Origin of the sequence: Hydrogenispora ethanolica, from assembly GCF_004340685.1 — a bacterium.
GTDB classification, from domain to species: domain Bacteria; phylum Bacillota; class UBA4882; order UBA8346; family UBA8346; genus Hydrogenispora; species Hydrogenispora ethanolica.
In genome coordinates this window covers 21,621-35,160 of the sequence record NZ_SLUN01000005.1, presented here as the reverse complement: position 1 = coordinate 35,160, position 13,540 = coordinate 21,621, and the positions used below count along the sequence as shown (strand labels likewise).

Annotated in this window: 13 protein-coding genes; 3 read left to right on the top strand and 10 right to left on the bottom strand. The window is 61.0% G+C overall.

The features are described 5' to 3' along the window. Positions 1 to 804, top strand: coding sequence for an RnfABCDGE type electron transport complex subunit B (locus tag EDC14_RS05850; protein ID WP_132013328.1), 804 nt, complete (start codon positions 1 to 3; stop codon positions 802 to 804). Continuing rightward, the gene (locus tag EDC14_RS05845) at positions 783 to 1,172 is read left to right on the top strand and encodes a SoxR reducing system RseC family protein (protein WP_132013327.1); all 390 of its coding nucleotides are present in this window, start codon (positions 783 to 785) and stop codon (positions 1,170 to 1,172) included. The genes EDC14_RS05850 and EDC14_RS05845 overlap by 22 nt, the downstream gene beginning before the upstream one ends. Here the strand turns inward: EDC14_RS05845 and EDC14_RS05840 are convergent. The 3 genes from EDC14_RS05840 to moaA are packed head-to-tail and all read right to left on the bottom strand — an operon-like array spanning position 1,163 to position 3,148. Further along, positions 1,163 to 1,663 carry an MOSC domain-containing protein gene (locus tag EDC14_RS05840; RefSeq protein WP_132013326.1) on the bottom strand — a complete coding sequence of 167 codons (501 nt, stop codon included), beginning with the start codon at positions 1,661 to 1,663 and terminating at the stop codon, positions 1,163 to 1,165. The two genes, EDC14_RS05845 and EDC14_RS05840, sit on opposite strands and share 10 nt — an antisense overlap. After that, positions 1,656 to 2,174: a cyclic pyranopterin monophosphate synthase MoaC gene (moaC, locus tag EDC14_RS05835; protein WP_165907818.1), complete on the bottom strand. Its 519-nt coding sequence runs from the start codon at positions 2,172 to 2,174 to the stop codon at positions 1,656 to 1,658. The genes EDC14_RS05840 and moaC overlap by 8 nt, the downstream gene beginning before the upstream one ends. Positions 2,175 to 2,176: 2 nt before the next feature. Then, the gene (moaA, locus tag EDC14_RS05830) at positions 2,177 to 3,148 is read right to left on the bottom strand and encodes a GTP 3',8-cyclase MoaA (RefSeq protein ID WP_132013324.1); all 972 of its coding nucleotides are present in this window, start codon (positions 3,146 to 3,148) and stop codon (positions 2,177 to 2,179) included. A gap of 146 nt (positions 3,149 to 3,294) precedes the next feature. On the opposite strand from moaA, the gene EDC14_RS05825 reads away from it, so the two are divergent. Next, positions 3,295 to 3,780: a MogA/MoaB family molybdenum cofactor biosynthesis protein gene (locus EDC14_RS05825; RefSeq protein ID WP_132013323.1), complete on the top strand. Its 486-nt coding sequence runs from the start codon at positions 3,295 to 3,297 to the stop codon at positions 3,778 to 3,780. 13 nt (positions 3,781 to 3,793) lie between these two features. Here EDC14_RS05825 and EDC14_RS05820 read toward each other — a convergent pair whose 3' ends face one another. The 7 genes from EDC14_RS05820 to ssnA all read right to left on the bottom strand — a co-directional run bounded on the left by EDC14_RS05820 (position 3,794) and on the right by ssnA (position 13,091). Then, on the bottom strand, positions 3,794 to 6,106 hold the full coding sequence (locus EDC14_RS05820) for a xanthine dehydrogenase family protein molybdopterin-binding subunit (RefSeq protein WP_132013322.1): 2,313 nt from the start codon (positions 6,104 to 6,106) through the stop codon (positions 3,794 to 3,796). After that, positions 6,103 to 6,555 carry a (2Fe-2S)-binding protein gene (locus EDC14_RS05815; RefSeq protein WP_132013321.1) on the bottom strand — a complete coding sequence of 151 codons (453 nt, stop codon included), beginning with the start codon at positions 6,553 to 6,555 and terminating at the stop codon, positions 6,103 to 6,105. The genes EDC14_RS05820 and EDC14_RS05815 overlap by 4 nt, the downstream gene beginning before the upstream one ends. Further along, positions 6,552 to 7,346, bottom strand: coding sequence for an FAD binding domain-containing protein (locus tag EDC14_RS05810; RefSeq protein WP_132013320.1), 795 nt, complete (start codon positions 7,344 to 7,346; stop codon positions 6,552 to 6,554). The genes EDC14_RS05815 and EDC14_RS05810 overlap by 4 nt, the downstream gene beginning before the upstream one ends. 231 nt (positions 7,347 to 7,577) lie before the next feature. Beyond that, complete coding sequence (locus EDC14_RS05805) at positions 7,578 to 8,393, bottom strand: HesA/MoeB/ThiF family protein (protein WP_243662824.1); 816 nt, start codon at positions 8,391 to 8,393, stop codon at positions 7,578 to 7,580. Positions 8,394 to 8,395: 2 nt separating this feature from the next. Further along, positions 8,396 to 8,596 (bottom strand): sulfur carrier protein ThiS, encoded by a 201-nt coding sequence (gene thiS / locus EDC14_RS05800; protein WP_132013319.1) that lies wholly within the window; start codon positions 8,594 to 8,596, stop codon positions 8,396 to 8,398. 35 nt (positions 8,597 to 8,631) lie between these two features. Beyond that, positions 8,632 to 11,688, bottom strand: coding sequence for a putative selenate reductase subunit YgfK (ygfK, locus tag EDC14_RS05795; RefSeq protein WP_132013318.1), 3,057 nt, complete (start codon positions 11,686 to 11,688; stop codon positions 8,632 to 8,634). A gap of 74 nt (positions 11,689 to 11,762) precedes the next feature. Further along, entirely contained in the window at positions 11,763 to 13,091 is a 1,329-nt protein-coding gene (ssnA, locus tag EDC14_RS05790; protein WP_132013317.1) for a putative aminohydrolase SsnA, read from the bottom strand. Positions 13,092 to 13,540: the final 449 nt, after the last annotated feature.

Below are 13,540 nucleotides of genomic sequence, written 5' to 3'. Positions count from 1 at the left end.
ATGGAATTCCTCTTAACCCCCTTGATAGTTCTGGGAATCTTCGGCGCGTTATTAGGGATCGGTCTCGGTTTCGCCTCAAAAAAGTTCTCCGTCAATGTCGATTCGCGCATCGAGCAGATCGCCTCCGTCTTGCCCGGAGCGAACTGCGGCGCCTGCGGATTCCCCGGTTGCGCCAATTACGCGCGCGCCATCGTCGACACCGGCGCCAAAACCAATCTCTGTCCGGCCGGGGGAATGGCGGTGGCCGAAAAGATCGCCGGTATTCTGGGAGTGAGCCCTGCTTCCAGCATGCCAATGGTCGCCAAGATTCATTGCAACGGCAGTCTCGCCGAACCGTGGCAACGCGGCCGTTATGACGGAGTTCCGCTATGTTCGGCCGCGGCAGCGGTATCCGGCGGCACAGTACTCTGCGCATACGGCTGTCTCGGTTTCGGCGATTGCGAGCGGACCTGTCCCTTTGGCGCCATCACGTCCCGGGCCGAACGCCCGCCGGCGATCGATCCGCAGAAATGCGTGGGCTGCGGCCTCTGCGTCGCATCCTGTCCCCGTAATCTCATTCAACTGCTCCCCGCCGCTCAGCCCCATTACGTCGCCTGCGCCTCCCATGATAAAGGCAAAGCGGTACGGAGCGTCTGTGAGAAAGGTTGTATCGCCTGTGGACTATGCGTGAAAAAACATCCGGATGCGTTCCGGATGGAAGAGAATCTTGCCCGGGCAGTCGAAAGACTCGATCTGGATAATGGGGAGGAGATCCAAAAAGTCTGTCCCACGGGGTGTATCCAATGGACCAAATCGGAAAAGTAGTGGCTATCGAGGGCGGGACGGCCCGGCTAGAAATAATCCAGGAAAACCTCTGCCGGGAATGCGGCGCTTGCACCGGATGTAACCTGCAGCATATTGGGTTGGAACTCGCGAATACGGTCGGGGCGAGAATCGGCGACCAAGTCCTGATCCGCCAAAAATTCTCCACCTTAGGCAATGCGGCGACGCTATACGGGATCCCGTTATTATGCTTCGTCACCGGCCTGATCGGCGGCATCGTATGGTTGAAGTCGGAAACCGGCGGCTTCCTGGCAGGACTGGGAGCTTTGGCGGGGGCTTTGGGGCTGACCCGTTATCTCTCCCGGGGTCTGGAACCAAAAATCGTGGCCATTCAGCGAGTTCAAGAATGATCCGTGACGCTTCCCCCTGGGGAAGCGTTATTGCTTTCGATGCGAATCGCTTCGCCCGGCCCGATGACTCCGCCATGCAATACCCGGGCAAAAACGCCCTCGGTCGGCATCACGCAGCTCCCGACTTGCTGGAAGATGGCGCAGCCCTGGTGACATTCCTTGCCGATCTGGGTAATCTCCAAGAGAACTTCCCCGATGGAGAGCCGGTCGCCGATATGGAGACGATAAAGCTCGATATTTTCGGTGGTGATGTTCTCGGCAAACCGCCCGGGAGTCAACCCTTGCACCCCCAAGGCGCTCATCCAGTCGATGCTTTCCTGTCCCAACAGGCTGACTTGACGGTGCCACTTTCCGGCATGGGCGTCGCCCTTCAATCCGTAATCCGCTATAAACTCGCCGCTGGCGATGGGCCGCTTGGGGACACCCTTGGCCGCGCTGAGATTGACGGCAATCACCCGCGGTGTAGTATTTTCCGTACCGGTTTCAGACATCGGCCGCCCCACCCTCCCCAGTCGTGCCGCCGGGACTTGCTTCCTCATGGATATACACCCCGCTGCGGCCACCACTCTTTCGCAACAGCCGGACCTCTCCGATCACCATCGAACGATCCACGGCTTTGCACATGTCATAAATGGTCAATGCGGCCACGGTGACGGCGGTCAGTGCCTCCATCTCCACGCCCGTCTTCCCCGAACAACGGGCCGTCGCCCGGATGGCTACGCCATAGTGTTCGGCATCGGCCGTCAATTCGACCCCGACCGACTCCAACGGCACATTGTGGCAGAGCGGAATCAATTCAGACGTGCGCTTGGCGGCCATAATCCCGGCAATCCTGGCCGCGGCCAGCACGTCGCCCTTGGGCGAACCTTCGCTGAGCAACCTCAAGGTCGCGGGGTTCATCGTGACAAAACCGGCGGCGACCGCCTCCCGCGCGGTGGCGTCCTTGGCCGAGACATCCACCATCCGGGCCCGGCCGCTTTGATCAAGATGCGACAGTTCCATGATTATCCTCCGATGGCGGCCATCGACCGTTTCGAGGCGAAACCGCGTTCAAAATGGTGCCCGGCCGGCTTCTCCAGAATGGCCTTGCGGATCAGCCCGGCCAGCCGCTCCGGCTCATGGCGCAAAGCCGCCGCGATATCCAGCTCGGTATTGTCCCCGAGGCAAGGTTTCAGCTTTCCGTCACAGGTCAAGCGAATCCGGTTGCACCCGGCGCAAAACTGCTGGCTGATCGGGCTGATCAGGCCGATCCGGCCGCGGTAGCCGGGGACCGCATACCGCCGCGCGGTCTGGTTGGGGGCGCCCGGCAGTTCCTTCAGCCAGGGACGGGCGTCCAGAATCGCCGTGTTGGACAGGAGCCGTTCCGAATGATCGGCGCCGAACCTGCCGATCGGCATCAATTCGATAAACCGGACCTCCACCGGATTTTCCCGGGTCAACGCGATGAACGGGTCGATCTCATCGTCATTGATCCCCTTCATCAGCACCACATTGATCTTGACCGGCTCCAAGCCGGCCGCCACGGCGGCTTTGATCCCCTTGAGCACCGGGGCCAGATTGCCGCCGCCGGTAATGGCGGCGAATTTGCCGTTGTCCAAGGAATCCAGGCTGATATTGACCCGCTGCAGTCCGGCGTCCTTCAACTGCCGCGCCCGCCCGGCCAGGCCGATCCCATTGCTGGTCATCGCGATATCACTGATGCCGGGGACTCGGGCCACCATGGCGATGATCTGCTCCAGATCCGGCCGGAGCAACGGTTCGCCGCCGGTGATCCGTACTTTGCGAATGCCGAGACCGGCCATAACTTCAGTAATCCGGCCGATCTCGGCCGCGCTGAGATAGTGCGGATCATCGGACGGTCTCCCAGACGGGAGGACCTCCGCCAGCCCGGCGGAGCAATACATGCAATGAAGATTGCAGCGGTCCGTCACTGAAATTCGTAGATAGTCGATATTCCGGCCACAGCTGTCGCGCATGTCGCACCTCGAAGTTTTTGTCCTTAGCCTTACGGAAATCCTATGCCTGTTCTTACTCTATACAACTCTTCATCCCGGGAAGTTGTTCCCAGGGATTCAAATATGTTAGAATGATCCTACAATCCCCGATAAAGGAATGATCATTCATGATCCGTTTCAGTATCCTGGTCGCCAGCGACCAAGGCTCCGCCGGCCAGCGCGAGGACCGGAGCGGCCCGGCCATCGCCGCGCTCCTGAAGGAATCCGGCGCCGAACTGCTCGAATCCCGGCTGGTTCCGGACGAGCGGCCGCTCATCGCGGCGACCCTGATCCAAATGTGCGACCGCGGCGCCGACTTGATCCTGACCTCCGGCGGCACCGGTTTTTCGCCCCGCGACGTCACCCCCGAGGCCACATTGGATGTGATCGAGCGGCAGGTCCCCGGCATTCCCGAGGCGATGCGCGCCAGGAGCCTGGCGATCACCCCCCGGGCCATGCTCTCCCGGGCGGTGGCCGGCATCCGCGGCCGCACTCTCATCATCAACCTGCCCGGCAGCCCCAAGGCGGTCCGGGAGTGCCTGGAAGTCGTCCTGCCGGTGTTGGACCACGCCATCGCCATCCTGACCGGAACCACCGGCGAGTGCGCCCGCTAGAACCGCTCCATGATTATTGCCGCCGTTGCTTCAAGGCCATCAGCACTTTTTCCGGCGTAATCGGCAGATCCTTGATCCGGACTCCGGTGGCGTTGTAGACCGCGTTGGCAATGGCCGCCGGCGGCGTGTCGATGCCGATCTCGCCCACCGACTTGGCGCCGTACGGGCCGGACGGTTCGTAGCTCTCGGCGAATTCCACCGTGACATGGTGGATATCGAGCCGGTTCGGGATATTATAAAAGAGCATGTTGTTGTTGAGCTGCCTGCCCTGCTCGGTGTAACGGACTTCTTCATACAGGGCCATGCCGATCCCCTGCACCAGGCCGCCCTCGACCTGAATGCGGGCCAGATTGGGATTGATGGTGGTGCCGCAGTCGACCACCGCCGCGTAATGCAGGAGATCGATCTTGCCGGTCTCCAGGTCCACCTCGACCTCGGCGAAGCCGGCCATGTACGGCGGGGGCGATTTCTGGCCGACATAGGAGTCGGAGGCCACCAGTTGCTTCTGGTTGGCGTGATAGTACAACCCGGTCGCCAGATCCTTGAGCGAGATGGACCCTTTGCCGTCCTTGCGGCGGAGCGTGGTCCCGTCGAACTCCACTTCGCCCTCGGCCACCCGCAATTTAAGGGCGCCCTCGATTTCGATCAGCCGTTTCATATTTTCGGCCGCTTTCTTGACGGCGTTGCCCGAGACATAGGTGGTGCTGGAGGCATAGGCCCCTTTATCAAAGGGAGTCAGGTCGGTATCCGACGAATAGACGATGATCTGGTCGGTACTGACGTTCAGGGCTTCCGCGGCGATCTGGGCCAGAATGGTGTCGCTGCCGGTGCCGATATCGGTGGCGCCCACCATCAGGTTGAAGAAGCCGTCGTCATTCAGCTTCAGAACCGCCGAGGCCATGTCGATATTGGCGATGCCCGAGCCCTGCATGGCGAGGGCCATGCCGACCCCGCGCACCTTATTGGGCCCCACGGTCTGGCGGGGGAACTTCCTGTCCCAGCCGATCAGCTCCATGCCGCGCCGGACGCAATAGTCCAGCTTGCAGCTGTCCATGGTCATCGCGACCCCTTCGCCGCCTTCCCCCATGATCTTAAAGATCGGCGAGGTCTCGCCTTCGGCGATCATATTCTGGCGGCGCAATTCCGCCGGGCTGATCCCGAGCTTCTCCGCCAGCTGGTCGATGGCCGACTCCAGCGCGAAGAGGCCCTGGATGGCTCCATAACCCCGGTAAGCACCGGCCGGAGTATGGTTGGTATACACGACCACGCTGTTGAAGCGGACCGCGTCGACCTTGTTATAGAGTGGCAACGGTTTGGAGCCGGCCCCCATGACCACGGTCAAGGCGTGTTCGCCGTAAGCGCCGGTGTCGGAGAGCACATTCATGTCAATGGCCTTGATCCGCCCGTCCCGGGTCGCTCCCAAGGCGATATCGAAACGCATCGGGTGCCGGCTGAAAGTCGACTCGAAGACCTCGCGCCGGGTATAGACCAGCTTGGCGGGCCGGCCGGTCTTCAGCGTGACCGCGGCCACCAGCGGCTCGCCGTGGGTCATCTGCTTGCCGCCGAATCCGCCGCCGACCCGCGGCTTGATCACCCGGATATCCTTGCGCGGAATATCAAAGGCCATGCCGATCACCCGCCGCGCATGGAACGGGGTTTGGGTCGAACTGACCACCGTCAGCCGGCCGTGCATATCAAGGTAACAGGAGATGGCATGCGGCTCCAGCATCACATGGGCCTGGGCCTGGGTGTAATAGCGGTCCCGGACCACCACCTCGCACTGCTCCAGCACCGCATCCACGTCGCCGACATTCATCCGGTACGAGGCGGCGATGTTCCGCGAGGCATCCATGCCGATATCGAATTTGGAATGGGCTTCCGGTTCCGGGTGAAGCACCGAGCGGTTTCCTTCCGCCTGCTCGAAATCGAGCACCGCTTCCAACAACTCGTATTCCACTTCGATGAATTCCAATGCCGCTTCGGCGATCGCTTCCGACACCGCCGCCACCACCGCCACCTCATCGCCGCAATAACGGACCACTTCGTCCAGGACGAATTTATCATACGGTGAAGGCTCCGGATACCCTTGCCCGGCCCGGGTGATAATGTTGCGGGGCAGATCCTTATAGGTCAATACGCAAGCGACCCCCGGCAGCTGCAGCGCCTTTTCGGTCCGGATCGTTTTGATTCTGGCGAAAGCGTACGGGCTGCGCAATACCTTCACGATCAGCGCGTTTTGGGGCGCCAGGTCATCGGCATAGACCGGTCTGCCCAGCATCAGCCCTTTGCCTTCCAGTTTCGGTTTGGGTTGATTGACTTCCTTCATTCCTTCACCCCCAGGTATTTGGCGATCGCGCGCATCTGGCCGACATATCCGGTACAGCGGCAGAGATTGCCGGCCAGGTAATGCCGGATCTGCTCCTCGGTCGGCGCGGCCAGTTCCCGTTTCATGGCCAGCACGGTCAGGGCAAAGCCGGGATTGCAATAGCCGCATTGGTCGGCGCCTTCCGCCGTCATGAAGTCGGCCAATTCCGCCACTTCCCGCTGCAGCCCCTCCACTGTCGTGATGCTGTGACCGTCGGCTTTGGCCGCAAATAAGGAACAGGAAAGCACCGGCACTCCGTCCATCAGTACCGTGCATACCCCGCAGGAGCTGGTGTCGCACCCCCGTTTGACGCTGAGACAGCCGTAGCGCCGCAATACATCCAGCAGGAACTCGTGGGGCGCGATCTCCAGCGCCAGCGCCAGACCGTTCAATTGGACATTGATCTTCATGATTGCACCTCCTGCAGCGCCCGCCTCACCAATACGCCGCAAAGTTCCCGGCGGTAAGCCGCCGAGGCCCGCCGGTCGTTGGTAAACTCCAGTTCCGCCGCTGCCAATTCCCCGGCTTTCGCTGACGCTGCCGCGCCGGGAGCGGTCTCGTTCAAGTAACTCATGGCCCCGCCGGCTAATTTCGCTACGGCCGGCCTGGCTCCCACCGCGACCCGGTAGCCGGCGTCATGCTTGGTTACGGCGACGCTCAGAATGGGCAGGCTTCCCAAAGAGTTGCGGAACATCTGGTAAGCGCCGCGCAGTGTCTCTTTGCGCAGCACGATCTTTTCCAAAATATCCTTGGCATTGCCCCGTGAGGCCAGGAAGTCGGCCAGACTCAGCTCGCCCCGGCGGTGCAACACCACCCGGCAGTCCAATGCCAACAGGCAGGTGATGAATTCCGAGAAGCCGTAACGGCCGTAAACGGTGCCGCCGACGCTGACCATATTGCGCAGCTGCACTCCGGGCACATTGGCGATGGCCTTGGGAATCAGGCCGTCAAGATTCCTTTGCAGCACCGCGCTGCGTTCCAGCGTGCGGAAGCTGGTCATCGCGCCGATCTCGATCGCCGCGTCGCTCTCCCGGATGTAATCCAGTCCGGCCCGGGACAGATCCAGGGCCAGTCCAATCTTCCTGGACGCCAGCCGCATGAAGACTCCGCCGCCCACCACGGCCGCGTTCTCACTGGATGTCAAGAGCGTATAGGCTTCGGCGACGCTCCCGGGTTTTACATACTCGTCAATGGTTACCATCTCTCACCCGCTCCTTGTAAAGGTTCTTGGTCGTTGACGCTGTTTCAGGATGTTGATTCAGGTTCTTGGTCGTTGATGCTGATTCAGGATGTTAATTCAGGTTTTTTACTAATAACTAGGAACCAAGAACCAGGAACCAAGAACTAAGAACTAAGAACTAAGAACTAAGAACCAATAACCTGAAACGGCATCCTTGAATTCGCTTCACCAACCAACAACCCATTCCCAATTTCACAATACTTCTTTCGTCCTGCATTGAATCTTATATTCGACCAGCTCGGTAATGCTGGGATTCTCGCCGCAGAGCGGACATTCCGCCCGGCGCTGCCAGGGGACTTGCCGAAACCCGGTTGTCAAGGCGTCAAAAGTCAGGATGCGCCCCGCCAGCGTCGTACCGGTTCCCAGAATCAACTTAACCGCCTCCAGGGCTTGAGTGGTTCCGATGATCCCGGCGGCCATTCCCAGGATCCCCGTATCACTGCATGTCGGCAGGACGCCATCCGCCGGCGGTTGCGGATATAGGCAGCGGTAGCACGGGGTCTGGCCGGGAATGATCGTCATCAGGACGCCATCGTAGCCGACCGCCGCGCCCTCGATCACCGGCTTGCCCAGCAAGTAGCAGCAGTCGCTGATCAGGTAACGGGCCGTGAAATTATCGGTGGCGTCGAGCACCAGGTCGTAATCCCTGATTAACTCCTCCACGTTGTCGATGTTCAGCCGCAAATCGTGCCGGATCACCGCCACTTCCGGATTGAGCCGGCCGATCTTGGCGGCGGCCGACTCCGTTTTGGGCCGGCCGATATCGGTGCTGTCATGGATGATCTGCCGGTTCAAGTTGGAAAAGGTCACCGCGTCGCAATCGGCCACCCCCAGCCTGCCGACGCCGGCGGCGGCCAAATACAACAGCGCCGGGGAACCCAGGCCGCCGGCCCCGATCACCAGGACTTTGGCCCGCCGCAATTTTTCCTGGCCCGCCGGCCCGAACCCGTCCAAAATCAGCTGCCGCGAGTAACGGAGCGTCGTTTGGTCCATGCCCGCCTCAGCCAAGCTCAACCGCCTCCCACAATCTTGATGATCTCCAGATTGTCGCCTTCGCCCAGCATGATCCGGGACCATTGCTCGCGGGGCGGCGTGGTGAAGTTCCACTCGATGACTACCAGCATGGTATCCATCTGGATGAACCGGAGGTAATCCGAGATCGACATCGATTGGGCCAATTCCTCAGTTTTGCCGTTGACAGTAATCTTCATGACTGAACATTCCTTTTGAATCAGTTTCTATCTTCCTACCGCAATAGATAATGATAATCCTGATAGGTCGCCCAGATCAAAGCGGCGATCGCGGCGGGGATGGCTCCGTGGCACCGGCCGGCTGAATCGAAGGTTACATCGGCGGTCTGCTCGCCCAGCCGTACCCGGAAGCGGCGAGCCTCCTCATCCAGCAGCAGGAAGCCGGCGTTTCGACTCTCCTCGAAATCGGCCTGATTCGCATAGAGGGTGAATTTATCCCGGTACGGCGCGCTGTCGTAGGGGCAAAACGCCTCGCAATTGCCGCATTCGTTGCAGATGGCGTCCAGATGGACGATCTGATTCCGGTTGTGCAACGCCTCATGATGGACTCGCACTGCGATATTGGCCCGGTTCGGACAGACTTCCGTGCAAAGATTGCAGACCGTATCGCATTCGAGGCAGCGGCCACCCTCGCTCTCCGGCTGCCCGGGAGTCTGCAGGAGCCCTTTTTTGAGCTTGATCTCGGATAATTGCCGCTCTGTATCGAAGCTGGCCGGCGCGGCCAGGTCCAAAGCGCCAAGGTTCTCCCGCTCCAGCACGATCCGGGCGAAGCGGGCGCCGTCGGCGATCCCCTCGACGATGGTGGCCGGTCCCCGGAGGGCGTCACCGCCGATAAAGACATTGGCGAGACTGGTTTCATGAGTTTCCGGATCGGCTTGAACCCGGCCCTCGGCATCGAGGCCAATCCCGTTATCCGTTAACAGCTCCGTTTCGATCCCTTCGCCGACCGCGGCGATCACGCTGTCCACCGCCAGATCGTCCCACGCGCCGGGAACCGGCACCGGGCTGCGGCGGCCCGAACCATCCGGAGCCCCCAGTTCCATCCGCTGACAGCGCAACACGCCGTTCTGGAAAGACAGCGGCGCCAACAGTTCCTTGAATTGAACCCCGTCCGCCAGGGCCAGCCGCAGTTCATCCCGGTCGGCGGGCATATACTGCCTGGTCCGGCGGTAAACCACATCGACGTTTTCGACCCCGGCGACCCGTTTGGCCGCCCGCGCCGCGTCCATCGCCGAGTTGCCGGCGCCGACCACCGCCACGTTTTTTCCGAGCGCCAGGTTTTGCGGCGTTTTATTAAAGGTCTCCAGGAAATCAAGGACATTGATAACCTCCCGGTCACAGGGCGCCAGTTTCAAGCGGCCCGGTTTCCAGGCGCCGATGGCGAGGAAGATGTATTTAAATCCTTCATTCCGCAACGCCGCAAGCGAAAAGTTGCCGTCCACGCCCAGCCGGAACTTCGCGCCCATGCTGCGAACCAATTCCAGGTCGTGATCGATTGCAGCCTGGGAGATCCGGAACCCGGGCGCGATATGTTGGATAATACCGCCGATCTTATCCTTGCGGTCCAGGATGGTCACGTCCACCCCCTGGCGGCCCAGGAAATAGCCGGCCGCCAATCCCGCCGGTCCGGCGCCGATCACCGCCACCTTGAACGGGCTGTCGATCACCGGCCGTTTCAGGCCGGCGCTATATTCCGCAAAGCCCCGCTCCGCCGCGACCAGTTTGGCGGCGCGGATTCCGACCGGGGTCTCGTAATCGATCCGAGTGCACTTGGTCATGCAGCGGTGGTTACAGAGCGTTCCAGTGATGAAAGGCAAGGGATTCTTGGCGGCGATCACCGCAAAAGCCTCCCGGTATCTTCCTTCCTGCACCAGCCGGAGATACTCCGGCACATCCTGGCCGATGGGACAGCCCACGGTACACGGCGCGATGAAGCAATCGGTCAACGGCACGTCCTTGGCTAACTTGCGGGTTCCAACCTCCCGGCTTTCCTTGAGGTGGTGGGAGTCGGTCAGCGCGCTTTCGGCCAGCGAGCGTAACCTGGCCACGTCGATTCCGTTGAATTCCGGCCCATGATAAGCCGCTTCCAGCCGTTCGGCCAGCTGCTGCAAGCGCAGGTAGCCGCCAGGCTTCAGAATGGTGGTGGCCAGGGTGATCGGCCAGATGCCGGCGGCGTAGATCCGATCGATGTTAAAACTGTCGGCCCCGCCCGAATAGGAGATCCGCAGATCGCCGGCGAAGGCTTCGGCCAGCCGGTAGGCCAGGTTAATGGTGAGCGGATAGAGGGAGCGGCCCGACATATACATCTCTTCCCCGGGCAATTCTTGATTGGCGATCCGCACCGGGAAGGTATTGCTCAGCTTGACGCCGAAGATCAACCCGCGTTCGGCCGCTAAATTCTTGAGCCGCCCGATCATCGGGACCGCGTCCGCAAACTGCAGGTCGTTTTGGAAATGATGATCGTCGAAGACCAGATAGTCATAGCCCATTTGGTCCAGGGTGCGCCGGGCGAAATCGTAGCCAAGCAGCGTCGGATTGCATTTCACGTAGGTATGAAGCCCTTTTTCGGTCAAAAGATAACGGGCGATCCGTTCGATCTCCTCGGGCGGACAGCCATGCAGGGTGGACAGGGTAATCGAATCACAGACCCGCGCCGGGATCGCCTCGATAAAAGCCCGGTCGACCCGCTCGAACATTCCCAGGTTGCCCAACAGGAATTCCCGGCATTCGCGCCAGATCGGCGTCCGGGAGGCGTCCTTCAGGCCCTCGATGAAAGCGTTGATCTTCGGCGATTGAATCCCGGCCAGATCATAGCCGACGCTCATATTGAAGAGAAAGCCCCGGCTGGAGCCGAGTCCCAGTTCCTCGGCCAGAATATGCAGGACGAACCAGGCCTTGACGTACTCATTAAAGGCGTCGGGCACCGTCAGCTCCGTCGACCATTCCACGTTGTAACCCTCATCCTGGGCCAGGATGCAGGGCTTGGCGACCGGCAGGTCCGCGCCGTCCAGAATCTGCACCGTCTTTAACTCGAAGAACCGGCCGCCGGCCAGATAAGCCGCGATGATATTCTGCGCCAGCTGGGTGTGGGGACCGGCCGCCGGCCCCAGCGGATTCTCAAGCTCCGCGCCGAACAGCGCCAGCGTATTTTGGTTGGATTTCCGGAAAAACTTCGCGCTCGCAACGCCGAAGATCGAATCCTCCGCGGCCCGCTCTTTGAACGCCCAGCGCATCAGTTGGGCAAAGGGTATTCCTGTCATGCGATCACTCATCGTTGGCCTCCCTATTTCGAGCGCAGGCCGTTTGGCGTTGCGCGACAAACATTTCATAAAACGGCGACCCCAGTTTAAATCCGCCGCCACACCTTTTCAGCAAGTTCCCGGCTCTTGGCGCAGATCGCTTCCTCGTCCAAGGTGGTCAGCCGGCGGTCCTCCATCACCACCCGGCCGTTGATGATGGTGGCATCCACCGCCCGGCCGCTCACTCCGAACAGCAGGTGGCTGTTCACGTTCTCGGCCGTCAAGGGGGTCGGCGGCTGATAGTCGACCACGATCAGGTCGGCGTAGGCCCCGGCCGTCAGCCGGCCCAGCGGCTTCTCAAAGTAGCCCGCGGCGATCTGCCGGTTGTTCTCGAACAACAGCTGCGGGATCTCCGTCCAGGCGACGCTGGGATGATGGCTGGCGTGCTTGTGCAGGCAGTTGGCCGCCTTGAAGGATTCCAGCATATCGCTGGTATAGCCGTCGGTGCCGAGGCCCAGCCGGACCCCTTGCTTAACCATCGCCAGCACCGGCGCGACGCCGACCGCGTTGCCCATGTTGGACTCGGGGTTGTGCACCACGTTGGTCCCGGTCTCCTTGAGCAGCGCGATCTCCGGTTCCGCGATATGCACGCAATGCACCGCGATGCTCTTGGGGCCCAACACCCCCCGGGAATGAAGCCGTTCGATCACGCCCACGCCGTACTTGGCCCGGGCATCATCGCGATCCTCGACTCCTTCGGCGGCATGAATGTGAAATCCTGCTCCGGTTCCGGCATTTTGAGCGACGCACCGTTCCAACGTGGCATCGGATAAGGTGAATGAAGCGTGCAGGCCGAACATCGCCTTCAGCAGCGGGTCGGCCGCTTCGTGGCAGTGCTTGATAAACTCGAGATTCTCCTGGATGCCGGCTTCGGCAATCGTTGCGCCGTCCCGGTCCGACACCTCGTAGCAGAGACAGGCGCGGAGTCCCGCCGCCTGCGTGGCCTCGGCGATCCGGAAGAGGCTGCCGCGAGCGCAGTTGGGGCTGGCGTGATGGTCAAAGACGGTGGTGACCCCGTTTTTAATGCAGTCGATGATCGGAATCAGGGCGCTGTAATAAACGTCTTCCAGCGTCAAGACTTTATCCAGCCGCCACCAGAGCCGCTCCAGAATCTCGCGGAAGTTGGCCGGCGGAGCGCTCTCTAGGAACATGCCCCGGGCAAAGGTGCTGTAAAAATGCATATGGGTATTGATCAACCCCGGCATGATCAATTTCCGCCGGGCATCCATGAAGCGGGCTTCCGGATACTTGCGCCGCAGCGCCGCAGTGGTTCCCACCTCGGCGATAAGCTGATCCCGGATCGCCACGCAGCCATCCTCGATCAGCGGATTGGCGGGGTCCCTGGTAATTAACAGTCCGTTCCCCAAAAGTAGCATGTCGTCATTCCTCTATCCTATTTAAAATTACGCCCGAATCATCGCATTGGCGTCATTGCCTTGGGCCAACCATCCCCCTGCCCCCCTTCCTCAAGGAAGGGGAGATAAGCGATTGGCGGGGGACACCCCCGCGCCCCCGGCAGCATTGGGCATGCTGCACTTGCCTTTAAAAGCATTCGGTAGCGAAGGATGGTGGATACCCCTTTAAGGGGCAAGGGGTCTATCCCTTATCATCCTACCGCAGTCCCAAAGCCAGGACGGCTTAAGGGCAAGCAGCCACGGATGGCCTAAAGCGCAGTCCCAAAGCCAGGACGGCTTAAGGGCAAGCAGCCACGGATGGCCTAAAGCGCAGCCCCAAAGCCAGGACGGCTTAAGGGCAAGCAGCCACGGATGGCCTAAAGCGCAGCCCCAAAGCCAGGACGGCTTAAGGGCAAGCAGCCACGGATGGC

Coding starts and splice junctions, on each gene's coding strand:
- EDC14_RS05850 (WP_132013328.1), top strand. CDS start 1: ATGGAATTCCTCTTAACCCCCTTGATAGTTCTGGGAATCTTCGGCGCG.
- EDC14_RS05845 (WP_132013327.1), top strand. CDS start 783: ATGGACCAAATCGGAAAAGTAGTGGCTATCGAGGGCGGGACGGCCCGG.
- EDC14_RS05840 (WP_132013326.1), bottom strand. CDS start 1,663: ATGTCTGAAACCGGTACGGAAAATACTACACCGCGGGTGATTGCCGTC.
- moaC (WP_165907818.1), bottom strand. CDS start 2,174: ATGGAACTGTCGCATCTTGATCAAAGCGGCCGGGCCCGGATGGTGGAT.
- moaA (WP_132013324.1), bottom strand. CDS start 3,148: ATGCGCGACAGCTGTGGCCGGAATATCGACTATCTACGAATTTCAGTG.
- EDC14_RS05825 (WP_132013323.1), top strand. CDS start 3,295: ATGATCCGTTTCAGTATCCTGGTCGCCAGCGACCAAGGCTCCGCCGGC.
- EDC14_RS05820 (WP_132013322.1), bottom strand. CDS start 6,106: ATGAAGGAAGTCAATCAACCCAAACCGAAACTGGAAGGCAAAGGGCTG.
- EDC14_RS05815 (WP_132013321.1), bottom strand. CDS start 6,555: ATGAAGATCAATGTCCAATTGAACGGTCTGGCGCTGGCGCTGGAGATC.
- EDC14_RS05810 (WP_132013320.1), bottom strand. CDS start 7,346: ATGGTAACCATTGACGAGTATGTAAAACCCGGGAGCGTCGCCGAAGCC.
- thiS (WP_132013319.1), bottom strand. CDS start 8,596: ATGAAGATTACTGTCAACGGCAAAACTGAGGAATTGGCCCAATCGATG.
- ygfK (WP_132013318.1), bottom strand. CDS start 11,688: ATGAGTGATCGCATGACAGGAATACCCTTTGCCCAACTGATGCGCTGG.
- ssnA (WP_132013317.1), bottom strand. CDS start 13,091: ATGCTACTTTTGGGGAACGGACTGTTAATTACCAGGGACCCCGCCAAT.